General features: G+C 62.5%; 26 protein-coding genes. 16 read left to right on the forward strand and 10 right to left on the reverse strand.

The features are described 5' to 3' along the window. The first annotated feature begins 24 nt into the window (after positions 1-24). A complete protein-coding gene (locus FQV27_RS08160) occupies positions 25-969 on the forward strand; it encodes an alpha/beta fold hydrolase (protein WP_147097350.1) in 945 nt (314 codons plus the stop codon). On the opposite strand, the gene FQV27_RS08165 is transcribed toward FQV27_RS08160, so the two are convergent. From FQV27_RS08165 to FQV27_RS08175, 3 genes are all read right to left on the reverse strand, one after another. Further along, positions 942-1,553 carry an inner membrane-spanning protein YciB gene (locus FQV27_RS08165; protein ID WP_147097351.1) on the reverse strand — a complete coding sequence of 204 codons (612 nt, stop codon included), beginning with the start codon at positions 1,551-1,553 and terminating at the stop codon, positions 942-944. The genes FQV27_RS08160 and FQV27_RS08165 overlap by 28 nt on opposite strands. Positions 1,554-1,562: 9 nt before the next feature. Continuing rightward, the gene (locus FQV27_RS08170; protein WP_147097352.1) at positions 1,563-2,465 is read right to left on the reverse strand and encodes an EamA family transporter; all 903 of its coding nucleotides are present in this window, start codon (positions 2,463-2,465) and stop codon (positions 1,563-1,565) included. A 75-nt stretch (positions 2,466-2,540) separates the two neighbouring features. After that, on the reverse strand, positions 2,541-3,533 hold the full coding sequence (locus FQV27_RS08175; protein WP_186827255.1) for a DUF1223 domain-containing protein: 993 nt from the start codon (positions 3,531-3,533) through the stop codon (positions 2,541-2,543). A gap of 228 nt (positions 3,534-3,761) precedes the next feature. On the opposite strand from FQV27_RS08175, the gene acnA reads away from it, so the two are divergent. From acnA to arsC, 4 genes are all read left to right on the forward strand, one after another. Further along, positions 3,762-6,530, forward strand: coding sequence for an aconitate hydratase AcnA (gene acnA, locus FQV27_RS08180; protein ID WP_147097354.1), 2,769 nt, complete (start codon positions 3,762-3,764; stop codon positions 6,528-6,530). A 125-nt stretch (positions 6,531-6,655) separates the two neighbouring features. After that, positions 6,656-7,012, forward strand: coding sequence for an ArsR/SmtB family transcription factor (locus tag FQV27_RS08185; RefSeq protein ID WP_147097355.1), 357 nt, complete (start codon positions 6,656-6,658; stop codon positions 7,010-7,012). Beyond that, complete coding sequence (locus FQV27_RS08190) at positions 6,999-7,673, forward strand: aquaporin (RefSeq protein WP_147097356.1); 675 nt, start codon at positions 6,999-7,001, stop codon at positions 7,671-7,673. Before FQV27_RS08185 ends, FQV27_RS08190 begins: the two co-directional genes overlap by 14 nt. Further along, positions 7,670-8,095: an arsenate reductase (glutaredoxin) gene (gene arsC / locus FQV27_RS08195; RefSeq protein ID WP_147097357.1), complete on the forward strand. Its 426-nt coding sequence runs from the start codon at positions 7,670-7,672 to the stop codon at positions 8,093-8,095. Before FQV27_RS08190 ends, arsC begins: the two co-directional genes overlap by 4 nt. Positions 8,096-8,186: 91 nt before the next feature. On the opposite strand, the gene FQV27_RS08200 is transcribed toward arsC, so the two are convergent. Together FQV27_RS08200 and FQV27_RS08205 are read right to left on the reverse strand one after the other, a co-directional pair. Further along, positions 8,187-8,960, reverse strand: a complete 774-nt coding sequence (locus tag FQV27_RS08200; RefSeq protein WP_147097358.1) for a 23S rRNA (adenine(2030)-N(6))-methyltransferase RlmJ — start codon at positions 8,958-8,960, stop codon at positions 8,187-8,189. Between the two features lie 435 nt (positions 8,961-9,395). Next, complete coding sequence (locus FQV27_RS08205; RefSeq protein ID WP_246133048.1) at positions 9,396-9,557, reverse strand: DUF1127 domain-containing protein; 162 nt, start codon at positions 9,555-9,557, stop codon at positions 9,396-9,398. A gap of 1,295 nt (positions 9,558-10,852) precedes the next feature. On the opposite strand from FQV27_RS08205, the gene mraZ reads away from it, so the two are divergent. From mraZ to murD, 9 genes are read left to right on the forward strand one after another with little or no spacing between them, the layout of a single operon-like run. After that, a complete protein-coding gene (gene mraZ / locus FQV27_RS08210; RefSeq protein WP_147097360.1) occupies positions 10,853-11,368 on the forward strand; it encodes a division/cell wall cluster transcriptional repressor MraZ in 516 nt (171 codons plus the stop codon). A 3-nt stretch (positions 11,369-11,371) separates the two neighbouring features. After that, a complete protein-coding gene (gene rsmH / locus FQV27_RS08215) occupies positions 11,372-12,364 on the forward strand; it encodes a 16S rRNA (cytosine(1402)-N(4))-methyltransferase RsmH (protein WP_147097361.1) in 993 nt (330 codons plus the stop codon). Next, a complete protein-coding gene (ftsL, locus tag FQV27_RS08220) occupies positions 12,361-12,750 on the forward strand; it encodes a cell division protein FtsL (RefSeq protein ID WP_147097362.1) in 390 nt (129 codons plus the stop codon). Before rsmH ends, ftsL begins: the two co-directional genes overlap by 4 nt. Further along, positions 12,750-14,558: a peptidoglycan D,D-transpeptidase FtsI family protein gene (locus FQV27_RS08225; protein WP_147097436.1), complete on the forward strand. Its 1,809-nt coding sequence runs from the start codon at positions 12,750-12,752 to the stop codon at positions 14,556-14,558. Before ftsL ends, FQV27_RS08225 begins: the two co-directional genes overlap by 1 nt. A 10-nt stretch (positions 14,559-14,568) precedes the next feature. After that, a complete protein-coding gene (locus FQV27_RS08230; protein ID WP_147097363.1) occupies positions 14,569-16,053 on the forward strand; it encodes a UDP-N-acetylmuramoyl-L-alanyl-D-glutamate--2,6-diaminopimelate ligase in 1,485 nt (494 codons plus the stop codon). Next, a complete protein-coding gene (locus tag FQV27_RS08235; protein ID WP_147097364.1) occupies positions 16,053-17,432 on the forward strand; it encodes a UDP-N-acetylmuramoyl-tripeptide--D-alanyl-D-alanine ligase in 1,380 nt (459 codons plus the stop codon). Before FQV27_RS08230 ends, FQV27_RS08235 begins: the two co-directional genes overlap by 1 nt. A 3-nt stretch (positions 17,433-17,435) precedes the next feature. Then, entirely contained in the window at positions 17,436-18,518 is a 1,083-nt protein-coding gene (mraY, locus tag FQV27_RS08240; RefSeq protein WP_147097365.1) for a phospho-N-acetylmuramoyl-pentapeptide-transferase, read from the forward strand. 18 nt (positions 18,519-18,536) lie between these two features. Continuing rightward, positions 18,537-18,923, forward strand: a complete 387-nt coding sequence (locus tag FQV27_RS08245) for a hypothetical protein (protein WP_147097366.1) — start codon at positions 18,537-18,539, stop codon at positions 18,921-18,923. Continuing rightward, positions 18,920-20,314 carry a UDP-N-acetylmuramoyl-L-alanine--D-glutamate ligase gene (gene murD, locus FQV27_RS08250; RefSeq protein WP_147097367.1) on the forward strand — a complete coding sequence of 465 codons (1,395 nt, stop codon included), beginning with the start codon at positions 18,920-18,922 and terminating at the stop codon, positions 20,312-20,314. Before FQV27_RS08245 ends, murD begins: the two co-directional genes overlap by 4 nt. Here the strand turns inward: murD and FQV27_RS08255 are convergent. After that, positions 20,311-20,775, reverse strand: a complete 465-nt coding sequence (locus FQV27_RS08255) for an SH3 domain-containing protein (RefSeq protein ID WP_186827256.1) — start codon at positions 20,773-20,775, stop codon at positions 20,311-20,313. The genes murD and FQV27_RS08255 overlap by 4 nt on opposite strands. Positions 20,776-20,927: 152 nt before the next feature. On the opposite strand from FQV27_RS08255, the gene parC reads away from it, so the two are divergent. Next, complete coding sequence (gene parC / locus FQV27_RS08260) at positions 20,928-23,165, forward strand: DNA topoisomerase IV subunit A (protein WP_147097369.1); 2,238 nt, start codon at positions 20,928-20,930, stop codon at positions 23,163-23,165. 71 nt (positions 23,166-23,236) lie between these two features. Here the strand turns inward: parC and FQV27_RS18855 are convergent, their stop codons facing one another. The 4 genes from FQV27_RS18855 to FQV27_RS08275 form a co-directional block, all read right to left on the reverse strand. Further along, on the reverse strand, positions 23,237-23,386 hold the full coding sequence (locus FQV27_RS18855) for a hypothetical protein (RefSeq protein ID WP_186827257.1): 150 nt from the start codon (positions 23,384-23,386) through the stop codon (positions 23,237-23,239). A 120-nt stretch (positions 23,387-23,506) separates the two neighbouring features. Beyond that, positions 23,507-24,094 carry a cytochrome b/b6 domain-containing protein gene (locus FQV27_RS08265; RefSeq protein ID WP_147097370.1) on the reverse strand — a complete coding sequence of 196 codons (588 nt, stop codon included), beginning with the start codon at positions 24,092-24,094 and terminating at the stop codon, positions 23,507-23,509. A gap of 3 nt (positions 24,095-24,097) precedes the next feature. Beyond that, complete coding sequence (locus FQV27_RS08270; protein WP_147097371.1) at positions 24,098-24,544, reverse strand: c-type cytochrome; 447 nt, start codon at positions 24,542-24,544, stop codon at positions 24,098-24,100. A gap of 150 nt (positions 24,545-24,694) precedes the next feature. Beyond that, positions 24,695-25,633: a tellurite resistance TerB family protein gene (locus FQV27_RS08275; RefSeq protein ID WP_147097372.1), complete on the reverse strand. Its 939-nt coding sequence runs from the start codon at positions 25,631-25,633 to the stop codon at positions 24,695-24,697. Between the two features lie 219 nt (positions 25,634-25,852). Between FQV27_RS08275 and FQV27_RS08280 the strand changes: the two genes are divergently transcribed. Beyond that, on the forward strand, positions 25,853-25,992 hold a 140-nt coding region (locus FQV27_RS08280), incomplete at its 3' end, for a GTP-binding protein (RefSeq protein WP_246133049.1).

Genomic DNA, 25,992 nt, shown 5'->3' on the forward strand with positions numbered 1-25,992 from the left:
ATGGGGCTGTTGCGCGGCCGGGCTATGACGCGGGCGAATGAAACCGCGTGCGAAACGATCATGGCCATCTGCCCGGTCAATGCCGATCAGCCGCTTCCGCCCGGACTGATCCACCGCGCCGCCCGGCTGCCAAGGGGCGCGCCGCTGGTGGTGATGATCCACGGCTTTCGCTATTCGCCGCATGATCCGGCCAGCGACCCGCACCGTCATATCCTGGCACTGAAGCCTGATCGTCCCGGCGCGCGGCGCATGTGTTCATGGCCGTCCTCGCTTGGCTTTACGCGGGACGGGGCCGAGGAGGGGCTGGGCATCACCTTCGGCTGGCACGCGCGGGGCGGCCTTCGTGAGGCCTATCGCCGGGCCGGGGCGGTCGGGCAGGGGCTTGGCGCGCTGGTCGGTCAATTGTCGGCGGCTGCCGGGCGGCCCGTCCAGATGATCGCACATTCCCTTGGTGCGCGGGTGGCGCTGCAGGCGCTGGCATCCGCGCCGCCCGGAAGTGTCGGTCGCGTGGTGCTGATGGCAGGTGCCGAATTGCGTCCCGCGGCCGAGGCCGCGATGGACAGCCCTGCCGCCCAGCAGGCCGAGATCATCAACGTCACCTCGCGTGAGAATGACCTGTTCGACCTCGCGACGCAGGTGTTGCTGGGCCGTGCCCGCCGCCCGGCGCTGGGCTTCGGCCTTTCCGAACCGCGCCGCAACTGGCTTGATCTGCAGATCGACGCGCCCGCAACGCGGGCCGGGCTGGCCGCGCTGGGTTTCGACATCGCGGGTGACGTCGTCCGCGCCTGCCACTGGTCGCCCTATACGCGCGAGGGGCTTTTCGACTTCTACCGGGTTGCGCTGGCACAGCCCTGGGCCTTGCCGCTGCCGCTGCTGCGCGCGCATCTGCCGATCAGCCAGAACCGACGCTGGTCGCGGCTGTTTCAGCCGCCGCGCCTTGCTCAGTCGTCTTTCTTGTCAAGGGCATAGCGGTTGAACAGGCCCGCATTCCCCATGAAGAAGGCAAACATGATGACGGGCAGACCGAATGTCTTGAAGTTGACCCAAGCAGTATCCGACATGGTCCGCCAGATGAATTCGTTGGCAATGGCAAGGCCCGCGAACAGCAGCACCATGCGGAATGTCAGCTTCATCCAGCCCTCGTGCTGCATGGGCAGCGCCTCGCCCATGACCAGTTCCAGCCAGTTCTTGCGAAGGATCAGCCCAAGCGCCAGCAGGCCGGCGAATATCGCATAGATGATCGTGACCTTCATCTTCAGGAAGCGTTCGTCGTTCAGCCAGATCGTCAGCCCCCCGAAGACCACGACCAGAACCAACGTCAAAAGCTGCATCGCCGACAGTTTGCCGGTCAGCCGCCACAACAGAAAGGTGGTCAGCGCCAGCACCGGCACGAAAATCATCGTGGCCACGATGAAGCCGCCATATTCCGTCCCGCCAAGTGTCACGCTGCGGTTGCGCAGCAGCATGAAGGCCAGGAAAAAGACGATCAGCGGCCCGTATTCCAGCGCGGCCTTCACGCCCGGCGATACAGGCTTTCGGTTATCGGGTTGCATGGCCTCTCCTTACCTTGCGCCGAATTCCATGATGACAGCGCCAAGGGCGATCAGCGCCATCAGCGCCACCCGGCGCGGGCCCACCTTTTCGCCCAGGACGAGCCATCCGACAAGGGCTGCAAAGACGGTCGAGGTCTCTCTCAGCACAGCGGCGCGTCCGACCTCGTCGATACGTGTGGCCATCATGATCGAACCGAAGCTTGCAAAGGCGACGAATGCGCCGATGACGCCGCGCAGCGCGAGGCCCTTCCATTCGGATGCGGGAAGCGCGCGCAGGCGGCGCCGTGCAAAAACCGGCATGAACAGACCGTCAAGCAGGAAGAACCATGCCAGAAACGTAAAGGGATCGGGCGACTGGCGGATGCCCCATGCGTCATAGGTCGTGTAGGCGGCGACAAAGACGCCTGTGATGCCGGCCCAGATCAGCGCCGGAACAAGCGTCTCGCGGCCCACATCCAGCTTGCGATAATTGTAAAGCGCCAGCCCGAGGATTCCCGCCACCAGCGTCGCGACGCCCAGCCATTGTGTCAGGTTGTAGCGCTCGCCGAACACGATGCTGGCCATGACCACCGTAACCAGCGGCCCGGTCCCGCGCACGACCGGATAGACGACCGTATAGGCACCGCGCTGATATGTCTGTGCCTGCGACCATTTATAGCCGATATGAATCGCCATCATCCCGGCAAAGATCGGCCACATGTAAGGCTTTGGCCAGGGCACCAGAAACAGCGCCACCGGCAGCGCCAGAATGACAACGGCCATGTCGATTGCCGCGCGGCTGATCCAGGGATCGTGACGGCCTTTCTGAAGCGCCCCGAAAACGGCGTGCAGGAATGCCGCCGACAGCGCCAGCATCGAGGCGATGCGCGCGCCCTCTGGCGTGCCGGAAATCTGGTTGATCCATTCGGTCATGCCGCACTGATGGACCCGCGCGCAGAAACAGTCCAGAGCCCGCGATCATCCGCCGCGAAAGCGTGGCTCTGCGCGTCAGTCCAGCGTCAGTGCCGCGAAGATCTCGCCGGGGCGGCCATCCCGCATGCGCTGCACGATCAGCGCGTGGCGGGTGTCGCCGGGCAGATCGGCGGCCTTGCCCGCGCCAAGCGTCACGTTCAGACGCAACGGCGCCTTGCCGTCCCAGGTCGCCAGAACGTCGCTCGCCGCCACGACATTCCGCAGCGTCAGCCTGCGACCGTCATTCTCGCCGTCCTCGACCTCTATGCTGCGCTCGGGCAGATAGCGCACAAGTTGCACGGCAATGACGGGGGGCAGGGGGCCGCGCGGGGCCAGCTCGATCTCGACCCGCGCGCCGTCCTGCTTGCGGGTGATCGACAGGTGGTCGCCCTCGGCCATTTCGCGCTTGATCGCCGACATCAGCTCTCCGGGTTGCGGGCGCGCAATCGCGACCTCGCCCCCGATGATGAATTGCGGCGTGAACAGCGAACGTGCCCCGCGCGCCAGGTTATAACCCTTCTGGCGCGCGGTGAATTCTGGCCGTGCGAAACTGTCCGGCCAGCCGAGATAGTCCCAGTAATCGACATGCCAGCTGAGCGCGAGGATGTTGGACTGCCCGGAAAGATCGGCCAGCAGATCATCGGCGGGCGGGCAGCCGCCGCAGCCCTGCGCGGTGAACAATTCGACGACCACGGGCGACGGGCTGTGCGGCCCGGCCGGCATTGTCTTGCGAAGATTGGCGTTATTTTCGGCAACGAAGGATTGCGACGGTGCATCGGCAGGGGCGGCATCATAGCGGCCGACGCCTTCGTCATGCGCGCCCTCCATCGCGTCGATGACGGCCTCGACATCGTCCATCATGTCGTCGTAATGCGATGCGTCGCGGCTTTCCTGCGACAGTGAGTGCGTGCCGAAATCGCCACCTGTAAAGCCGTTTCGCGTGGCGGATGACGGACCCTCGGCAGAAGCCGGCAGGCCAAGAAGGGCCAAAGCCGTCAGTGCTGCCGTTATCTGTCTGGTTTTCGTCATCGCTGCCTTTCCCGAACGAATTGGGTGATAGGTCATAGCGGTCGAAAACCCAAATCAACGCACCGTGACGCCGAACGCGCCCGCGCCGCGTTGCCCTTGTGCAACAAGCGCGTGTTTGGTATACATTCGCATACAAACTGTGCCCCGCCCACTTGAAACGACTCTCCGAATGGGGCATCTCAGGCGCGAACCGACCGCCGAACCCATCCAACCGACAGGGAGGCCCCCATGCCGATCGTTACCGGAACCGACACCGCCAAGACCCGCCGCACGCTAGAAGCCGCCGGTCAAAGCGTCGATTACTATTCCATCCCCGCCGCCACCGAAGCCGGACTCGGCGATTTTTCCAGGCTGCCCGCCGCGCTGAAAGTGGTGCTGGAAAACATGCTGCGCTTCGAAGATGACGGCCGGACCGTGTCTGTCGACGACATCAAGGCCTTCGCCGAATGGGCGGAAAAAGGCGGCAAGAACCCACGCGAGATCGCCTATCGCCCGGCCCGCGTCCTGATGCAGGACTTCACCGGCGTTCCCGCCGTTGTCGACCTTGCCGCGATGCGTGACGGTATCACCGCGCTGGGTGGCGATGCGCAGAAGATCAACCCACTGAACCCGGTCGATCTGGTCATCGACCATTCGGTCATGGTTGACGAATTCGGCACGCCCCGCGCCTTTGCCTATAACGTCGAACGCGAATACGAACGCAATATCGAACGCTACACCTTCCTGAAATGGGGTCAGTCGGCGTTCAACAACTTCCGCGTCGTGCCGCCCGGCACCGGCATCTGCCATCAGGTGAACCTGGAATATCTGGCGCAGACCGTCTGGACCGACAAGGACCAGAACGGCCGCGAAGTCGCTTACCCCGACACGCTGGTCGGCACGGACAGCCACACCACGATGGTGAACGGCCTTGCCGTTCTGGGCTGGGGCGTCGGCGGGATCGAGGCCGAGGCCGCGATGCTGGGCCAGCCGATCTCCATGCTGATCCCCGAGGTCGTGGGCTTCAAGATCACCGGCGCGCTGACCGAAGGCGTGACGGCGACCGACCTGGTGCTGAAAGTCGTGCAGATGCTGCGCGAACATGGCGTTGTGAACAAGTTCGTCGAATTCTACGGCGACGGGCTTGACCACATGCCGCTGGCCGACCGCGCGACCATCGCCAACATGGCCCCCGAATACGGCGCCACCTGCGGCTTCTTCCCGGTCGATGCCGAAACGCTGCGCTATCTGCGCCAGACCGGCCGGGATGAGGACCGCATCGCGCTTGTCGAAGCCTATGCCAAGGAAAACGGCTTCTGGCGCGACGCCGATTATGCCCCGATCTATACCTCGACGCTGGAACTGGATCAAAGCACCGTCGTGCCCGCGATCTCGGGCCCCTCGCGCCCGCAGGATCATGTCGCGCTGACCGATGCGGCCTATGAATTCGGCAAATATGTCAGCGGCAACCGCAAGCTGAAAGAGCCGACGCGCCGCGAAGAAAAGACCTGGAACGCCGATGGCGGGGCGCCGGAACCGGACCACCTGCCGGGTCATCTGGACGGCTTCCACGAAGCGTCCGTCGAAGGCGAGGATTACAAGCTGCATGACGGATCGGTCGTGATCGCGGCCATTACGTCCTGCACCAACACCTCGAACCCCTATGTGCTGATGGCCGCCGGTCTGGTCGCCCGCAAGGCCCGTGCGCTTGGCCTGAACCGCAAGCCCTGGGTGAAAACCTCGCTCGCGCCCGGATCGCAGGTCGTCGAAGCCTATCTGAAAGCCGCCGGCCTTCAGGAAGATCTCGACGCGCTCGGCTTCGATCTGGTCGGCTTCGGCTGCACCACCTGCATCGGCAATTCCGGCCCGCTGGATGCCCCGATCTCGAAGGCGATCAACGATAACGACCTGATCGCGACCGCCGTGCTGTCCGGCAACCGGAACTTCGAAGGCCGGATTTCGCCCGATGTGCGCGCGAACTATCTGGCCTCGCCGCCGCTGGTCGTGGCCTATGCGATCGCGGGCGACATGAATATCGACCTGTCCAGCGAACCGCTCGCCTACGACAAGGACGGCAAGCCGGTCTTCCTGAAAGACATCTGGCCGAGCTCGAAAGAAGTGGCCGAGATGGTCGACAAGGTCGTCACGCGCGAGATGTTCCAGGAAAAATATGCCGACGTGTTCAAGGGCGACGAGCGCTGGCAGGCGGTCGAGACGACGGATAACGAGGTCTACGACTGGCCGCCGACCTCGACCTATATCCAGAACCCGCCTTACTTCCAGGGTATGTCGCAGCAGCCGGGCGAGATTGCCGACATCAAAGGTGCGCGCGTGCTGGCCATGCTGGGCGACATGATCACGACCGACCACATCTCTCCGGCCGGTTCGTTCAAGCCCTCGACCCCGGCAGGCAAATACCTGACCGAACGTCAGGTTCCGCCGAAGGATTTCAACAGCTACGGCTCGCGCCGCGGCAACCACGAAATCATGATGCGCGGCACCTTCGCCAATATCCGCATCAAGAACGAGATGCTGGACGGCGTCGAAGGCGGCTATACCAAGGGGCCGAAGGGCGATCAGGAAGCGATCTATGACGCCGCGATGGAATACGAAGCGCAGGGCACGCCGTTGGTCATCATCGGGGGCGAGCAATACGGCGCTGGTTCCTCGCGCGACTGGGCGGCCAAGGGCACCAACCTTCTGGGCGTCAAGGCGGTCATCGCCGAAAGCTTCGAACGTATCCACCGCTCGAACCTCGTCGGCATGGGCGTCATCCCGTTCGAGTTCACCGACGGCCAGACCCGCAAATCGCTGAACCTGAAAGGTGATGAGGAAATCACCATCGAAGGTCTGGGCGATGTGAAGCCGCTGCAGATCGTCGATGCCAAGATCAAGCGCGCCGACGGCACCGAGGAGACGATCAAGCTCAAGGCCCGGATCGATACCGAGGTCGAGATCGACTACCTGAAGAACGGCGGCGTGCTGCATTACGTGCTGCGCAACCTCGCCGCGGCTTGATCCAGCCCTGACAAGATCAAAAGACCCCCGGCCATTGCGCCGGGGGTTTTTTATTGCCTGCAGCGCCTATCCAGTGCATATAATTCGACTAATCGGGATATATCGAATCATTGGACGGGAAACGTATGGACCAGCAGCACGCACTTTCCGCCCTGTCAGCACTTGGTCAGGAAAGCCGCCTCGATACCATCCGGCTTCTGGTTCGCGCCGGGGACAAGGGCATGGCAGCGGGCGAGATCAGCGAAAGCCTTGGCATTGTGCAGAATACGCTTTCGACGCATCTGTCGATTCTTGCCAAATCCGGGCTGGTAAAATCACAGCGCGAAGGCCGCACCATCCGCTATTTTGCCGATATGGACGGCATGTGCGGACTGATGGGCTATCTTCTGGAAGACTGCTGCGCCGGTCAGGTCGAATGCTGCGACGGCGCGTTTCAGTGCTGCGCCCCCGCGCCGAAGGAAACCGTACGTGCCTGCTGCTGAACCCTTTTCCAGAAACCTCGTGGCCGAAGCGATCGGCACGGGCTTTCTGGTCTGCACCGTCATCGGCTCTGGGATCATGGCCGATGCCTTGACGGATGACACGGCGCTTGCGCTGCTTGGCAATACCATCCCGACCGGCGCGATCCTCTATGTGCTGATTACACTTCTCGGGCCGGTATCCGGGGCGCATTTCAATCCGGCGGTGACGCTGGCCTTCGCGTTGCGCGGCGACATCTCGGCGCGGCATGCCGTGCAATACGCGCTGGCGCAGATCGCGGGTGGGATTGCCGGTGCCATATTGGCCCATGCCATGTTCGATCTGCCGCTTCTTCAGATCAGCCAGACGGTTCGCAGCGGGCCGGATCAGTTTCTGGCCGAGATCATCGCCACATTCGGCCTCGTTGCCACCATCCTTGCGGGGCTGCGTGCGAACCCTGCCGCCATTCCGGCGCTTGTGGGGCTGTATATCACGGCAGCCTACTGGTTCACGGCCTCGACCAGCTTCGCCAATCCCGCCGTCGCGATTGCCCGCGCACTGACCGATACGTTTTCCGGCATTCGCCCGATCGACCTTCCGGCCTTTGTGGCGGCCCAGCTCGCCGGCGCCGCGATTGCGGTTCCCGCCTGCCGCTGGCTGTTTGCAGAAAGGACGCCCGCATGAGCATTGTCATCCATCACAACCCCGATTGCGGCACCTCGCGCAATGTTCTGGCGATCATTCGCGCCTCGGGGGCAGAGCCGGTCGTTATCGAGTACCTGAAAACCGGTTGGACCCGCCCGCAGCTGCAGGGCCTGTTCGCCGCCGCCGGCCTGACGCCGGCGCAGGCGCTGCGCGTCTCGAAATCGCCGGCGCAGGATCTTGGGCTGACCGACCCGGATGTCAGCGATGACGCCCTGCTTGACGCGATGGTCGCACACCCGGTTCTGGTCAACCGCCCGATTGTATGCACGTCGCGCGGTGTCCGGCTGTGCCGGCCGTCCGAGGCGGTTCTGGATCTGCTCGACAGTCCGCCGAAAGGTCCGCTGTTCAAGGAAGACGGCGAAATGATCCTCGACGCAGACGGAAAGCCCCCTGCAAGATAAGGCTGATCGGTCGGCGGCCGGGCGTATATACGGGATATATACGGATTATCGACGGGTTATTTACGTGAAATATGCGCGGTTTTCGCCCCTCTCATCGGCGAAACAGCGCCTCGATCCGCGCCGCCTCGGCATCCAGCCCCCAAGGTGGGTTCACGACGAACATGCCCGACCCGACCATCCCGTGACCCGGCCTTGCAGGCGGAAACCGAACCTCTGACAGCAGCGCTTCCGGGAAGGTGTTGCGCAGCTTTTCAACCATCGCCTGCTGCCGCCCATCGCTCAGGAGCGGATACCAGAGCGTCAGGATGCCGACATTCCATTTACGCGCAATATCCTGAATAAAATGGGGAATTTCGGTGTAATCCGCCTTCACCTCATAGCTTGGATCAATCAGCATAAGCCCGCGGCGGGGCGTCGGCGGCGTCACCGCGCGGGCCATCTGGAACCCGTCCTGCCGGTAAAGCTTCGCCTCATCCGCCACACGCGCCAGCGCCGCATGCTCGCCCGGATGCAGTTCAGCCAGGTGCATGCTGTCACTTTCGCGGATAAAATACTGCGAAATCAAGGGCGAGCCGGGATAAGCCTCGTCGCCATAACCGGCACGCACCCAGGCCAAAGCCTGCATCAGCGGATGATCCGCCGCCAGCCAGCCGTCAGCCTCGGCCCGTCCGATCCCTGATGCGGCCTCGGCCGTCTTCAGTGCCTCTGCCGAGCTTAGATCATACAGACCGCGCCCGGCATGCGTCTCGATATAGGTGAAAGGTTTTTCTTTCATCGTCAGATAGTTAAGCATCCACGCCAGCAGCGCGTGCTTATGCAGATCCGCCGCATTTCCGGCGTGATAGATGTGCTGATACGACAACATCAGCCCTTATCCCGCAGCCTGTCTGAAAAGAAAAGCGGCGGCACCCAGGGAGGAGGAGGGGTGCCGCCGCATCAACGCTGGCCCAGGGAGGAGGAGGGGCCGCGTATGGGTTGCGACGCAGGCAGGGAGGAGGAGAGCCTGCATCGCGCGACGCGAACCCAGGGAGGAGGAGGGGTCCGCGTATAGGTTGCGACACAGGCAGGGAGGAGGCGCCTGCATCGCTTACACCAGCCCAGGGAGGAGGAGGGGCCAGCGTATCGTGTTGAGCGGCGTCCCCGCAGGGAGGAGGAGGCGGGAACCGCCGCTACACCGACAAAACCCAAGGGAGGAGGAGAGGGTGTTGTCGTATCTGGTCGGTGGCGCCTCCAGGGAGGAGGAGGGGAGGCGCCACCTTAACCCGGACCCAGGGAGGAGGGAGGGTCGGGTATTCTGTTCTTACTTGCCCCAGGCTGCTTCGGTTGCGATCCGGGTAATCATGCTGCGGTGCAGGCCAAGATCGTCCAGTTCACGGTTCGACAGGTTGGACAGTTCGGACACGGTCTGGCGATACACGGCACGGCGTGCGCGGGCTTCCTGCAAGCGCACGATCAGCCCCATGATGCCGGTGCCGGCAGCGCGCTCTTTGCGGGCGGGTTGGGTCAGAATGTTCGTCGCGGCCATTTTTCTATCGCTTCATCTTCAGTTGTTTCGGTCGGTGCGGTCATCCGCGCCGTTGGGATGAAGATGGCCCGAATGCTGCGCTTGCACAACGATCATTCCCTCAATGCTGCCATGCAGCAAATGCATTGCGCTGCTTCTGCCGCCCGATAACGTGACGGATTTGTTACATGAATTTTAAGACTTCTGTTGTTAGCGCTAGTAATTTTTGACCTTTTGGACAGGTTTTGACGGCCTCGATTCAGCGACTGCCGATAAATCCCGCATAAGATCGGTCGAGTTTCTTGTGACGTTGCGTCACAACGAGAATTCCCTTGAACGGCATCGGCCAGTCTTTTTTCTGCGCGCCAGCGTCGAAAAGACTCGCGATCCTCGTTCGCCGGTCCCGTTTCCGCGTCGATCCGAACCGCGAATCGCGTCGGATTCTTGTTTGCTGACGCAGATGGGACGCTGCGCGGCGAAGGATCGCGCGCATGCTGGCGGGCTCATCTGGCTGACTGCCATACATGGCTACACTGTAGGTGGGTGGTTCCTTCAGGCCCCGACGCGGGCTTGCGCAGCTTTTTATTGCGGCCTTGCACTCGGTGCCGACCGACGGCGGCGCATCCGGGAATGCATGGGAATACGGCGAAGACCAGAAAACAGGCTGGGAAACTGCGGGAATGAGAGCGGGCAATCCCGAATCACCGTGGCGTGAGGGTCCGTGATTCGGGACAGGATGGGCGAATTTCCACGCGCCTTGATGCGCCGGATGCAGCCTTGGCAAAGTTTTTTGGGATTATCCGGGATTTGGTGGAAGCACTGCTCGACGCACTACATTTAGTCAATTTGTGGCATTTGTCTTCTATACCTGCCCCATGATCTGTGGGCGAATTTGAATGTTCTTAGCTTGTTCACGCCCGCTCACGCACGATCACGCAGGTATCGCCCATTCTTTTCCATTGCGTCCCATGAATTCCCATGTCATCACAGAAAACACGGAGACGGGCTCAAAGGGCGCTCAAGACCCTGAAGGCGATAGCAGGCTTCATACAGGCACCCAGCTCCGAACACGACGGTCCCGCATGTGCGAGCAGCACCTCCCCCAAGGTGGCACCAGGGACCGCGCCCGCCAACGAGCGGGACCCAGAAATGGGAACGAGGGCGGCGGATCGGGCAGTGGCAGCGGCCCGGTCCGCCTTTCTTTTCCGGCAGGGGCCGGAAGGGAGGCACAGGATCGAAGGAAAGGCTTGCCGGTGGCGCGCAAGTTCAGAGGCTCTGAAGAGGTCAAGGTGGATGGCAAGGGTCGCATGTCGATCCCGGCCCGCTTTCGCCGTATCTTCGAAGCCGGCGATCCTGATTGGAACCCCTCCGAACGTGCCCGCATGATCGTCGTTTATGGCCCGGAAAGCTGGAAGAAGCTTGAATTCTATACCGTCGCGGCCGCCGACCGGATCGATGAGGAAATCGACCAGCTTCCGCGCGGCTCTGACGAGCGGTTGTGGCTTGAAACCCTGATGAACGGGATGGCCACCGAGGCCGAGATCGATACAGACGGCCGTCTGGTTCTGCCCCAGAAGCTGCGCGACAAGATCGGACTGGATAACGAGGCTTTCTTTACCTCCAAGGGTGACTTCATCGAAGTCTGGAGCCCGGCGAACTATTCCGAATCCAGTGGCTCGCTGGAGGCGTTCATGTCGCGCTTCCCCGAAGATTTCGACCCGCGCAGCTTCCTGTCCGGGGCGCAGGCCCCCGAAGGGCCGGAGGGCTAGGCGATGGCCACGCCCGACACAAATTCCACCGATCCTCACATCCCGGTTCTTATCGACCCGTTGATTCGGGCGGTCGAGCCGGTGGGCGGGACGTGGATAGACGGCACCTTCGGCGCCGGAGGTTATACACGGCGTCTGCTGGATGCCGGTGCCGACAAGGTCATTGCCATAGACCGCGATCCGCGTGTTTTCGACATGGCTGCGGAATGGGCCGGCCAATACGGGGACCGGCTGCAACTGATCGAGGGTACGTTTTCCGATATGGACCGGCTGGCCGTTGCGCCTGTCGATGGTGTGGTGCTTGATCTTGGCGTCAGCTCGATGCAGCTCGATCAGGCGGAGCGCGGCTTTTCCTTCCTGCGCGAAGGCCCGCTGGACATGCGCATGAGCGATGATGGACCGAGCGCGGCCGATCTGCTGAACAGCGCTGATGAAACCGAGATCGCGGATGTGCTGTATCATTATGGCGAGGAGCGCGCTTCTCGCCGCATTGCAAAGGCGATTGTCGCTGCACGGCCGCTGGAAACCACTGCGCAACTGGCCGAGGTGGTGGCCAGTCAGTTGCCCCGCGCCAAGCCGGGACAAAGTCACCCTGCGACGCGCAGCTTTCAGGCCATTCGGATTTGGGTAAATGACGAGTTCGGTCAACTGGCCGAAGGTCTGGCGGCGGCGGAGCGGGCGCTCCTGCCCGGCGGAAAGCTGGCGGTCGTCAGCTTTCACTCTCTGGAAGACCGAGTCGTGAAGCGCTTCCTGCAGTCACGCTCGGCAACCGCGGGCGGTGGGTCGCGCCACGCGCCCGCCGAAATCGTCGATGCGCCAACCTTCACGCAGCCCAACCGCCGCGCAACAGGTGCGGATGAAGCCGAGCTTGCCGTCAACCCGCGCGCCCGCAGCGCTTTTCTGCGCGTCGGGCTCCGCACCGAAGCGCCGCCGCGCCCACTCGACCGCGATGCCATTGCGCTGCCGCGATTGCCGCAGAAAGGCGGGCGTCGATGAGGTCGATCCTTTACCTGCTGATCGCGATGGTGGTGATGTCCCTGGCTTTCTGGGCCTACCGCGAGAACTATCGCACCCAGGACTCGCTCAGCGAAATGGAAGACGTGCAGCGCGAAATCGCGGGTCTGCGAGAGCAGCTTGTCGTGCTGCGTGCCGAATGGGCCTATCTGAACCGCCCCGAGCGGCTGCGCGAACTGGTTCAGCTGAATGCTGACAAGCTGAACCTCGGGCCGATTACCTCGGACCAGTTCGTTGACAGCGCCAAGATCAATTATCCGCCGCCCCCGGTGAAATACCCGCCGCGCCGGCCCGAAAACTTCGTGCCCCCGACCGAGGGCGCGATCACTGACGATGACCCGACCCCTTCCGAGCAGGAGTCCCAATGATGATCCGGAAACCGCTGCGCCCGCTGGCCCGCATTCTTCGCGCCCGTGAAACGGGTCAGGACCCCGACGTGATCGAGGCCGAGAACCGCGCCGAACGACATGCCGAGATTCAGGACCGTGCCCGAAAACGCGCAGAGGGGCGGCTTGTCTTCATGGCGCTGGGTTTCGTCGCGGCGTTCGGGCTGGTCGGGTTCCGCATGGGTGCGCTTGCCGCGTCCGATCCGGCCGAGCCGCGCGCGCAGGCAACGGGCGCGCAGATCATCAGCCAGCGCGCCGATATCACCGACCGCCGGGGCCGTGTGCTGGCGACGAACATGCTGACCCACAGCCTTTATGCGCAGCCGAACCAGATGGTCGATGGCAAGCGCGCGGCCGACGCTTTGGCAAAGATTTTCCCCGATCTGGATCATGAGAGGCTCGTCAAGGATTTCACCGATCCGAAGCGCAAGTTCCTGTGGGTGAAAAAGAAGCTCAGCCCGGAACAGATGCAGGCGGTTCACGATATCGGCGAGCCGGGGCTGCTTTTCGGCCCGCGCGAGATGCGGCTTTATCCCAATGGCCGGATCGCGAGCCATATCCTGGGCGGGTCAGCTTTCGGCGCCGAAGGCGTCAACTCGGCCGAGGTGATCGGCACGGCGGGCGTGGAAAAGGCGTTTGACGGTTGGCTGCGTAATCCCGCAAACGAGGGCGCGCCGCTGACGCTTTCGATCGACCTGACGGCGCAATCGGCGATGGAGGAGGTGCTGTCATCCGGCATGCGCCGCATGAATGCAAAAGGTGCCGCCGGCATCCTGATGGAGATCGGCACTGGCGAAATCGTGGCGATGGCAAGCCTGCCCGACTTTGACCCAAATGACCGCCCGCGTCCGGCACTGAAGGGCGATCCGTCCGACAGCCCGCTTTTCAACCGGGCGGTGCAGGGGCAATACGAACTCGGCTCGACCTTCAAGATTTTCCCGGTCGCGCAGGCGATGGACCTGAAGCTGGTAAATCCGAACACGCATATCAATTCGACGACGCCGATGAAGATCGGCAAATACAGCATCAACGACTATCACAATTACGGCCCGAGCCTTTCGGTGGCCGACATCATCGTGAAGTCCTCGAACGTGGGCACCGTGCGGATCGCGCAGATGATCGGGGTCGAGCGTCAGAAGGCGTTTCTTGAAAAGCTCGGTTTCTTTGCACCGACCACGATAGAGATGGTCGAGGCCCCGACCGGCAAGCCCATCGTTCCGGCCCGCTGGCCTGCCGTGACCTCGGCCACGGTCAGCTTCGGGCACGGCCTTGCGGCCAGCCCGCTGCACCTTGCCGCGGCGTATGCGACGCTTGCCAATGGCGGGCGCAAGGTGACGCCGACGCTGGTTCATGGAAAGAAGCGCGCGGCGGGCGAGCGCGTGGTGTCCGAACAGGCTGCGAGCCTCGCGCTTGCCATGCTGCGAGAGGTCGTGAAGCGCGGCACCGCACGCGCCGGGAATGTCGAGGGATACGAGATTGCCGGCAAGACCGGCACCGCCGACAAGCCTCGTCCGGGCGGTGGCTACTACGATAACAAGGTCGTCGCCAATTTCGCTTCGGTCTTTCCCTATGATGATCCGAAATACGTGCTCGTCGTGACGCTCGACGAACCGACAGGTCAGCTTGGCGGTGGCGAGTCACGGGTCGCGGGGGCGACGGCTGTTCCGGTCGCGGCGGATGTCATCAGCCGGCTCGCCCCTATTCTCGGGCTGCGTCCGGTTGGTGTGAAGCCGCTTCCCGACATTGAAGCGCCACCCAAAAACAAGGTAAAGGTCGCCGCGAACCAGTGACGAGGCAAGCATGAGCGAAGCGGGCAAGCGGCTGTCCCAGTTGGGTCTGAGCGCAATCGGCGGGCGAGACCCGAACATTACCGGCATTTCGGTCGACAGCCGCACGGTCAAGCCCGGCCACATGTTCGCGGCCCTGCCCGGATCGGCGATCCATGGCGGAGAGTTTATTCAATATGCGCTGCGCATGGATGCCGGGGCGATCCTTACGGATGCGGCGGGCGCGGCGCTGGCTGCGAATGAACTGCGTGGCTGGGACGGCGCGCTTGTGGTTGCGGAAGATCCGCGTCAGGCGCTTGCCGGGGCTGCGGCATTGTGGTTCGGCCGTCAGCCTGAACGAATCGTGGCTGTGACCGGCACCTCGGGCAAGACCTCGGTCGCGAATTTTACGCGGCAGATCTGGCAATCGCTTGGGCTGAAGGCGATCAGCCTTGGCACGATGGGCGTTCAGGGCGATTACGAGGCGAAGCTGGCCCATACTACGCCGGAACCCGTGACATTGCACCGCATCCTTGCCGCCGCAGCCGAGGCAGGCGTGACCAATGTCGCGATGGAGGCGTCCAGCCACGGGCTCGATCAGCGCCGCCTTGACGGGGTTCGGATCATGGCCGGGGCATTCACGAATTTCAGCCAGGACCATCTGGACTATCACGCAGGCTTTGACGAATATTTCGCCGCCAAGGCGCTGCTTTTTAACCACATTCTGGATTCCGGCGACGGCGCTGTCATCAATGTCGACAGCGAGCGTGGGCGCCAGATGGCCGATATCGCGCGAGAGCGGGACGAGGTTCTGACAACCATCGGGTCGGGCGACGATTGCGACTTTCGTATCCTTGGCCAGCGTTACGATGCGACAGGACAAGAGCTTCGCTTCAGTTACAGGGGCGCCACGCAAATGGTGCGCCTGAACCTGATCGGCGGCTTTCAGGCCGAAAACGTGCTTGCCGCTGCGGGGCTGGCCATTGCGTCTGGCTGCGATGCGTCAGAAGTGCTCGCCACCCTGCCGCATCTCGAAACCGTGCGCGGCCGGATGCAGCTTGTCGCGCAGCGCGATAATGGTGCCGTGGCTTTCGTCGATTACGCGCACAAGCCTGGTGCCGTGATCGCCGCGCTGCAATCGCTTCGCCCGCATGTGATGGGACGGATCATCGTTGTTCTTGGCGCAGGCGGCGACCGCGACAAGGGCAAGCGCCCGCTGATGGGGCAGGCCGCGCGCGATTTCGCGGATGTGGTTTTCGTCACCGATGACAACCCCCGGACCGAAGATCCCGCGTCGATCCGCGCCGAAGTCATGGCCGGCGCTGGCAAGGACGCGGTCGAGATCGGCGACAGGGCCGAGGCCATCCTGCGCGGCGTCGACGCGCTCCAGCCTGGCGATGCGCTGCTGATCGCAGGCAAGGGGCACGAAACGGGCCAGATCGTCGGCAGCGACGTGTTTCCCTTTGACGATGCCGAACAGGCTTCGGTCGCGGTCGCTGCACTGGATGGAAAAATCTGATGACGCTTTGGACTTCGGAAGATGCCGTAGCGGCGACCGGCGGCAATGCGACGCGCGACTGGCAGGCCAATGGGGTCAGCATCGACACGCGCACGATCAGGCAAGGCGATCTTTTCGTTGCGCTGAAGGATGTCCGCGACGGGCACGATTTCGTGGCGCAGGCGCTGGAAAAGGGTGCGGCGGCCGCACTGGTCAGCCATGTGCCTGACGGGGTGGCGGACGATGCGCCCCTGCTTATCGTCGACGACGTGCTGGACGGGTTGGAGGCGCTTGGCCGTGCAGGGCGGGCGCGCATGAACGGCAAGGTGATTGGCGTCACCGGATCGGTCGGCAAGACCTCGACCAAGGAAATGCTGCGCGCGGCGCTGGCAAAGCAGGGCCGCGTTCATGCCGCCGAGGCCTCTTATAACAACCACTGGGGTGTGCCCCTGACGCTGGCGCGGATGCCCGCCGATACCGATTTCGCGATCATCGAGATCGGGATGAGCAATCCAGGCGAAATCGCGCCCCTGTCGAAAATGGCGCGGCCCCATGCGGCGCTGATTACCACAATCGCACCCGCTCATATCGGTGCATTTGGCCATATCGACGGCATTGCGCATGAAAAGGCCGCGATCTTTCAGGGGCTGGTTCCGGCGGGGGCGGCAATTATCCCGACCGGGCTGTCGACCACAGCGATTTTACGTCAGGCTGCAGATGATGTCGGTGCGCCGATCCTGTCCTTCGGCCCTGAAGGAGAGGCGAGGCTTCTTTCTTCTCAGCCCGAAGGTGAAACGCTGCAACTTCGTGGCACGCTGTCGGGCAAGCCGATAAATTTCACGCTGCGCTCGGTCGGCCCGCATTTTGCGGAAAATGCGATGGGCGTTCTGGCGACGGTCAGTGCCATCGGTGCCGATGTGATCGAGGCCGCGAAGGGCCTTGGCGACTGGCTTCCGCCGCAGGGACGCGGTGCGGTCGAACAACTGGGCGGAATCCGCCTGATCGACGATGCGTTCAATGCCAACCCGAATTCCATGCGCGCGGGGCTGGGCACGCTGTCACGCTTGCCTGCGCAGCGTCGCGTCGCGATTCTGGGAGATATGCTTGAACTTGGCCCGGACGAGGCCGAACAGCACCGCGCCCTTGCCGCCGATCCGGTCATGGCGTCGGTCGATCTGGTCCACGCCGCAGGCCCGCTGATGCGCAACCTTTATGATGCGCTGCCAGAGGCGAAGCGCGGCATCTGGTCGGAATCCGCCGATGATCTGGCAAGCCGGGTGGACGAATTGGTTCAAGAGGGCGATACGGTGCTGATCAAGGGCTCCAAAAGCTCTTACATCAGCCGCGTCGTTCAGGCGCTGCGAAAGGCCGGGGACACGGCCACGGCAACGGGGACGTGACATATGCTCTACTGGCTTTATGACCTGACAGGCGGACAGGGCGTATTCAACCTGTTCCAATACATCACCTTCCGCGCCGGAGGGGCGTTTTTTACCGCGCTGATCTTCGCCTTCATGTTCGGCAAACCTCTGATCGACGTGCTGCGCCGCCAGCAGAAAAAGGGCCAGCCGATCCGTGATGACGGGCCCGAGGGCCATTTTGTGAAGGCTGGCACGCCAACGATGGGCGGTATCCTGATCCTGTCGGCGCTGCTGGTCGGCACGCTGCTTTGGGCGCGGCTGTCCAGCGGCTATGTCTGGATCGTGCTGATAGTGACTTATGGCTATGCGGCGATCGGCTTCGCCGACGATTACGCGAAAGTCTCGAAACATAACACCAAGGGCGTGCCGGGCCGCATCCGAATGGCGCTAGGGCTTGGGCTGGCGCTGCTGGCGGCGGTCTGGACCATGTATCTGCACCCGGCAGAGCTTTCTGGGCGGCTCGCCTTCCCGCTGTTCAAGGATCTGCTGCTGAATTTGTCGGTGTTCTTCGTTCCCTTCGCGATGATCGTGATTGTCGGTGCCGCAAATGCCGTGAACCTGACGGATGGGCTTGACGGTCTGGCGATCATGCCGGTGATGATCGCGGCCGCAACCTTCGCGATCATCTCCTACGCCGTGGGCAGCGCCACCTTTGCCGATTATCTGGGCGTTCACCGCGTTCCGGGCACGGGAGAGCTGGTGATCTTCGTCGCGGCCCTGATCGGCGGCGGCCTTGGCTTCCTGTGGTATAACGCGCCCCCCGCCGCCGTTTTCATGGGCGACACCGGCTCGCTGGCGCTTGGCGGCGCGCTCGGCGCAATGGCCGTGGTCACGAAGCACGAGATCGTGCTGGCCATCGTCGGCGGCCTGTTCGTGGTCGAAGCGCTGTCGGTCATCATTCAGGTGCTGTATTTCAAGCGCACCGGCAAACGCGTCTTCCTGATGGCCCCGATCCACCACCATTTCGAGAAGAAGGGCTGGAAGGAAAGCCAGATCGTGATCCGCTTCTGGATCATTGCGCTTGTGCTGGCGCTGATCGGGTTGTCGACGCTGAAGTTGAGGTAATTTAAGAGGATGAGATCTATGAACTTTGACCTGTCAAAGCCCAAAAACTATAGACTCTTAGACGGGAAGACGGGGCTCGTCGGAAATATCGTTGAGACTGCTCTTTCCGGTTCTGCCACAGCAGTCTTGGCCGCTGCGTTTTTTAAGCCGGGAGACCTTACATGGTGGGGGCCTCTAGATATCATTGTAGGAATTGTTTTCACTCTTCTAACAGCATTTCTGGGTGTTAGGCAGTTGGAGCAGTACAACTACCTTTTTGGCAATCCGGGAGTTCACGGTGAGGAGCAAGCGAAGGTGAGCAATACCGGACTGGTTCCCTTCGTGAGGGCGGCAATCGCTGTTCTGGCATCAGTCACATATTTTGGTGTCGCCGGGTGTGCCATCTACGTTCTCGTTAATTCATGATCCCCGTCCAAGGCGTCACCGATCAGACAATCGCCGTTCTGGGCCTCGGCCGTTCCGGCAAGGCCACCGCCGCCGCGTTGCAGGCGGGCGGGGCGCAGGTTGTTGTCTGGGATGACGGGCAGGAGGCACGGGCGCAGGCAGAGGCGGAGGGGCTGGAGGTCCGTGATCTGACGCGCGATGACGCTTGGACGGGCATAGCGACGTTGATCACCTCGCCCGGCATTCCGCATCTTTACCCGAACCCGAACCCGGTCATCGCCAAGGCTTTGGAGAAGGGCATTCCGGTCGACAATGACATCGGGCTGTTCTTCCGCAGCTTCGCGACGCGGGATTGGGACGAATTCGACACGATGCCGAGGGTCATTACCGTTACCGGCTCGAACGGGAAATCCACCACCACGGCGCTGATCCATCACATCCTGCAGTCGGTGGGCCGGCCCACGCAGATGGGCGGGAATATCGGGACCGGGGTTCTGTCGCTCGATCCCGCCCATGACGGCGAGGTCGTGGTGATCGAGCTCTCCAGCTATCAGACCGACCTCGCGCGCGCGCTGACGCCGGATGTGGCCGTCTTCACCAACCTGTCGCCGGACCATCTGGACCGGCATGGCGGCCCTGGCGGATATTTCGCGGCCAAGCGGCGGCTGTTTTCGGAAGGCGGACCGGATCGCTGCGTGATCGGCGTGGACGAGGTCGAGGGCCGCTATCTGGCCAATCAGATGGGGCAGGGACCGGGTGATGATCGGGTGATACGGGTCTCATCAGGCCAGAAGCTGGACGGGTTCGGATGGGCGGTTTTCGCGAAGAAGGGGTTTCTCAGCGAATATCGCAAGGGGCGACAGGTCGCCTCGCTTGACCTGCGAGAGATCGGCGGGCTTCCGGGCGCGCATAATCATCAGAATGCCTGCGCCGCCTATGCGGCCTGCCGCGCCGTCGGCATCGCGCCGCGCGATATAGAGACCGCTTTCCACAGCTTTGCCGGGCTGCCACATCGCAGTCAGACCGTGCGCGAGCTGAACGGGGTGCGATATGTCAACGATTCCAAGGCCACGAATATCGACGCTGCCGAACAGGCGTTGCACGCGTTCAAACGCATCCGCTGGATTGCCGGGGGTCTTGGAAAAGACGGCGGTATCGCAGCGCTTCAGGATCATCTGGGCGAGGTCGTCAAAGCCTATCTGATCGGGCATTCCGCGCGCGATTTCGCGCTGCAACTGGGCGATACCCCCCATGAGGTCGTCGATACGATGGAAGCCGCCGTCGCCCGCGCCCATGCCGAGGCGGAACCGGGCGAGACGGTGCTGCTTGCACCGGCAGCCGCGAGCTTTGATCAATATCCGAATTTCGAGAAGCGCGGCGAGCATTTTGCCGCGATCGTCAACGCGCTTTAGGGTCGTTCCGCAGACAGGAATTGCGCCGACATGAAACCGGAGCGACCGCTATCGTCCCGGATCTCGACCCAGTCGCCATTTCGCAGGCCTATGGCCGTGACACGCTCTCCGCGTGTCAGCCGGCCCACGACCGCGTCAGAGGTGGTTGGTCCTGCGCGAAAATTCACCGAATTTCCTGTGACGTAAAGCGTATCGGTTGGCGCTTCGGCAAGATCTTCTGCCGGCGTCTCTCCTGCATGCTCGGGCGAGGGGCGCAGCGGCGGGCCGGGAAATTTCTCGACCTTTTCTGGCGTCTGCTGAACCGTTTCTGCGGAAACGGCGGGTTCAATGTCTGCAGGTACGATATCCGCGGGCGCAGAAATCTGGGGCTTTGGGGGCTCGACCCGCCGACCCTCCCCGTCGCCGAAGATCGTAAAGACTGCGGCCAACCCGAGCAGCGTCAGAAATATCAGCTTGAACATACCATACCTTGCATTCGCCTCGTCCTGCGCCACAGGGCTGCGTGGCGATACGCCGTGGCAACGCATCTGGCAAGCGCGACGTTCCGCCATTAGGGCGCGCGCGCCGAAATTTCCGACTGGACCGAAGCACAAGCAGGGCCTAAATCCGGTTCATGTCTGACGATACGCTTCCCGACGAACCCGAAAACCTCAGCTCCGAACCGTTGTCGCGCGCGATCGGAGAGCGCTATCTGACCTATGCGCTCTCGACCATCATGAACCGGGCGCTTCCCGATGCGCGCGACGGCTTGAAGCCCGTCCATCGCCGCATCCTTTACGCCATGCGCGAATTGCGGCTGGCACCGAACGGACCTTTCCGCAAGTCGGCGAAGATTTCGGGCGATGTCATGGGCAATTACCATCCCCACGGCGATGCGGCGATCTACGACGCGATGGCGCGTCTCGCGCAGGATTTTGCGATGCGGTATCCGCTGGTCGACGGGCAGGGGAACTTCGGCAATATCGACGGCGACAGCCCGGCGGCCTCGCGCTATACCGAGGCGCGTCTGGCCAATCCGGGCGATGCGCTGATGCAGGGTCTGGCGGAGGATTCGGTAGAGTTCCGCCCCAATTACGACGGCACCCTGACCGAGCCTGTCGTGCTGCCGGCAGCCTTCCCCAACCTGCTCTGCAACGGCGCTTCGGGCATTGCGGTTGGCATGGCGACCAATATCCCGCCGCATAATCTGCACGAGGTGATCGACGCCTGCCTGCATCTGATCAAAACGCCGGATGCGCGCGACGACACCTTGATGAATTTCGTGCAGGGCCCGGACTTTCCGACTGGCGGTGTCCTTGTCGAAGATGCAGAGACGCTTCGCGAGGTTTATCGGACCGGGCGCGGAAGCCTGCGCTTGCGCGCCCGGTGGACGCAGGAGGATCTTGGCCGCGGCACGTGGCAGATCGTCGTCACCGAAATTCCCTATCAGGTGCAGAAATCCAGGTTGATCGAGCGTCTGGCAGAGCTGATCCAGACCAAAAAAATGCCGATCCTGGCTGATGTCCGCGATGAATCCGCCGAAGATGTGCGCATTGTGCTGGAACCGAAGACCCGTGGTGTTGATCCGGGGCAATTGATGGCAGCCTTGTTCCGGGCCTCCGACCTCGAAATCCGGTTCGGCATGAACATGAATGTTCTGATCGACGGTCGCGTGCCCAAGGTATGTTCGCTGAAGGAGGTTCTGCGCGCCTTCCTCGACCATCGCCGCGACGTGCTTCTGCGCCGGTCGAACTTCAGGCTGGGCAAGATCGCTGCCCGGCTGGAGGTGCTGGAGGGCTATATCATCGCGTTCCTGAACCTCGACCGTGTGATCGAGATCATCCGCAACGATGATGACCCCAAGGCAGGGCTGCTGGCCGAGGATTGGGGTGGGGGCGTCTTTCTGAACGAGGTGCAGGCTGAAGCGATCCTGAACATGCGCCTGCGTGCCTTGCGCAAGCTAGAGGAAATGGAGCTGCGCGCCGAACGTGACAATCTTCTGGCCGAGCAGAAGGGGCTGCACGCGCTTGTCGCCGACGAGGGTCTGCAATGGTCGCGCATCACCGAAGAACTGCGAGAGGTGCGCAGCCAGTTCGGGAAGTCAGTTGACGGCGGGATGCGCCGGACCGAGATCACGGCATCGGTTGATGTGCAGCCGCTGGACCTGGACGCCATGATCGAGCGTGAACCAATCACCGTGATCCTGTCCAGGATGGGCTGGATCAGGGCGATGAAGGGCCACCAGCCGCTGGATGCCGAGGTAAAGTTCCGCGATGGGGACGGTCCGTATATGGCGCTCCATGCCGAGACGACCGACAAGCTGATGATGTTCGGCTCTAACGGGCGGTTCTATACGCTGTCGGCAAACGATCTGCCCGGCGGTCGAGGGCTGGGCGAACCGGTTCGCCTGATGGTCGACTTGCCGAATGATGCGGCGATCATTGATCTGTTCCAATGGCGCGAAGGCTTGAAATACCTGCTGGCGTCGAAAGCAGGGGACGGTTTCGTGGTGAACGCCGCCGACATTCTGGCGCAGACGAAGTCGGGCAAGCAGGTGCTGAACGGCGAGGCGCTTTTGTGCCGCTCGGTCGCCGGGGATCATGTGGCGACAGTGGGCGAGAACCGAAAGATGCTTGTCTTCCCGCTTGACGAACTGCCAGAGATGGGCCGGGGCAAGGGTGTCCGCTTGCAGAAGTTCAAGGATGGTGGGCTGTCAGACGCGATCTGCCTTACGCTGGCCGAAGGTCTGCGCTGGCAGGAAAGCGGCGGCCGCACCAGAACAGAGCCTGATCTGACGGAATGGCTTGGAAAGCGCGCGAGCGCAGGGCGCATGGCCCCGCGCGGATTCCCGCGCGATAACAAATTCAACTGACAAGAAAGGGCGCGGGGGATGCCCGCGCCGCTTAATCTTGCTTGTCCCGGCAAGACCGGAACGCCACCGCCTCAGACGTTTGTCTTGGGCGGAACGATCACCGGTTCTGGCGGCGTCGTGGTTGCTGTCTGGTCATGCGGCTTACCCGCGCAATCGGCCGATGCCGGTATCGCTGCGAGTGTCAGTGTCGCTGCGGCGAGTGCCGCGTATAGCTTGGTCATGCATGCTCCTTTCGTGATTGTTGCACGTCCGGGCGTCATGAAGCCGTAAGGGATTGCCCTAGGCTTCCGCAGCAAGCGTCGCATGAACCGCGATTCGCACAAACTCACGGTTCCGCGAGGTCATTCGTCGCGCACCTGCTTGCGGCCATGCACCATCGGGCCGACCAGATCCTCGCGTTTCCAGACCCGGTAAAACACGATTACCGCGATGTGCAGCAGCACAAGGATCAGCAGAAGGTTAGCGCCAAATTCGTGATAGTTCTTCGCCGCGTCGCTCGTGGCCGAACTGACATAGCCGGCCAGCGGTCCGGCATCGACGAAGTTTTCGGATTCCGACATCATCCCGGTCAGCACCTGCGCGACCAGTGCGGCCAGCATGGCAATGACCGACAGCGCGCCAAGCGGGTTGTGGCCGGGCCAATAGCTCGGCTCGCGCAGGAACATATGGCTCATGTATCTGCGGATGGAGGCGGGCCCGCGCAGGAAATGCGAAAATCGTGCCGGGGCCGGGCCGATAAACCCCCAGATCAAGCGGAAGCCCAGTAGGAACGTGACCGCATAGCCGCACCAGAAATGCCACTTCATGCTGGTGGGGCCATAGTTTCCAAGCAACCACGCAGAAATCACGAAAAATGCCAGAAGCCAGTGGAACCCGCGCAGCAGCGGGTCCCAAAGCTTTACGACTCGGGTCGCGGGCTTTTCCGCCATGTGTCAGTCTTTGCGGTAATCGTCGTGGCAGGCTTTGCAGGCCCCGCCCAGCTTCTGCAACAGCGGACCAAGTGCTTCCTGCCCACCGCCGGCAGCCGCACCCGCGCCAGTTGCAGCTTCCTGCAGTCCGGCGAACTTGGTCGCAAAATCCTCGCTGTTTTCCCAGATTGCTGGCAATGCCTCGGTCTCGACCCCGTCATCGGGTGAAGTACCCTCGATGAACAGGGCAGGCAGCGTATAGTTGCTGAGCGTTTCAATGTTGTTGCCCGCAGTGGTCGCGGCCTCGGCGTCGTAGTCGATCTCACCTTTGGCCATGCCTGCAAGCGTGCCCATATTGATCTGGAGCATCTTCATATACCCCTCGCGCGCCTCGATCGCGTCTTCTGCGGCGTCGGCAAGGGTGATGGAGGGAATTATCGCAATCGCACTTGCGAGGATAAGCTGGCGCATCGGATTCTCCTATTGGATCAAAAGTTGAATTTTCCCTAAAATCAGCGCGTTATATCGCGGATGAGACGTGCCTGCGGGTAGCTTAACCCAAAGGTCTGATTTCACAAACACATACGCTGCCCGGCAAGGGGCCGGGCAGCGATCTTTTTGTCAGCTATACAGGTTCTGGACGCCGATCTTTTCGTGGATCTGGTTGATCGTCTGCGGCTGGATGCCAAGCGCCTGCGCAAGCTGGTGCAGGTACTGCGCCTCTTCCTGACTGTCGAAGTCGATTGCCATGACCGACATCAGATAGACCTGCGGGCCAAGCCCATCCGGCACGTCGCTGGCCAGGGCCTTTGCGTCGACCGGTGCGGCCATCTGTTCGCGGATGAACTGGCGCTCTTCGTCGTCCAGATCGCCGAGCTGGCCCATCAGGCGCTCTTTCTCGGCATCGTCGATCTTGCCATCGGCCTTTGCTGCCTGGATCATCGCACGCAGCATAAGCCCGGCGACTGCATTCTGTTCGGGCGTCGGCGCGACCTCTGGCTCTCCGCCATTGCTGAGCGAGTCGTTCAGCAGTTCACCGAAAGACGCATCATTCTGTTGCTGCGCACCCTTGTTCGCCAGCGATCCAGCCGCTGCCCCGCCAAGCAGGCCACCCAGAAGGTCGCCGATCCCGCCGCCGCTTTGTCCGGTGCGTGTGGTCTTTGCGCCCCCGGTCAACTGATCGAGTATGCCACCCAGACCGCCGCCCGATGTCGATGACGAGCCGCCGCGGGCGCCGTTCGTCAACTGGTCAAGGATACCGCCCAGGCCACCCGTGGCGCCTGTCGAATTCGGCCCGCCGTAACGGCGGCCGGTCCCGGCGCCGCCCGAGGATGTATTCCCGCCGAGAATGCCGCCGAGCAAGTCACCAAGGCCGCCGCCCGATCCACCCTGAGACTGGCTGCCACGGGTCAGTTCGTCCAGCAGACCACCGCCGCTGCGGCGCGACGTGGTGCGTCCTGCAGTCTGCTGCGACTGTGTGCGGTTCTTCATCATCGTGCTCATGCCTTTGGCGACCAGTACGCCAGCAGCCACACGGGCGAGGGATTTCATCAAACTCATTGCTGTTCTCCACCTCCAGCAGAATATGCCGCAAGGAGTGCGGCATGCATCGGAAAACGAACGCAATTTTTCGCTTCTGGTTCCCCGCTTGGTTCCTCCGTCGTCGGAATCGCCTGTCCCGCCTGCCTGCCCTTGATTTTTCCCGATTCTGAATTTATCTCCGCGACCGATAGAAATACGGGGAACGGAACGCCATCTGCCCCGCCAAAGGAGGCCTTCATGGCAAAAGCAAAATTCGAACGGACGAAACCGCACGTCAACATCGGGACGATTGGTCACGTTGACCACGGCAAGACGACGCTGACGGCTGCGATCACCAAGTATTTCGGTGACTTCAAGGCGTATGACCAGATCGACGC

The organism is Paracoccus aurantiacus, from assembly GCF_007993065.1.
In the GTDB taxonomy this organism is placed as follows: domain Bacteria; phylum Pseudomonadota; class Alphaproteobacteria; order Rhodobacterales; family Rhodobacteraceae; genus Paracoccus; species Paracoccus aurantiacus.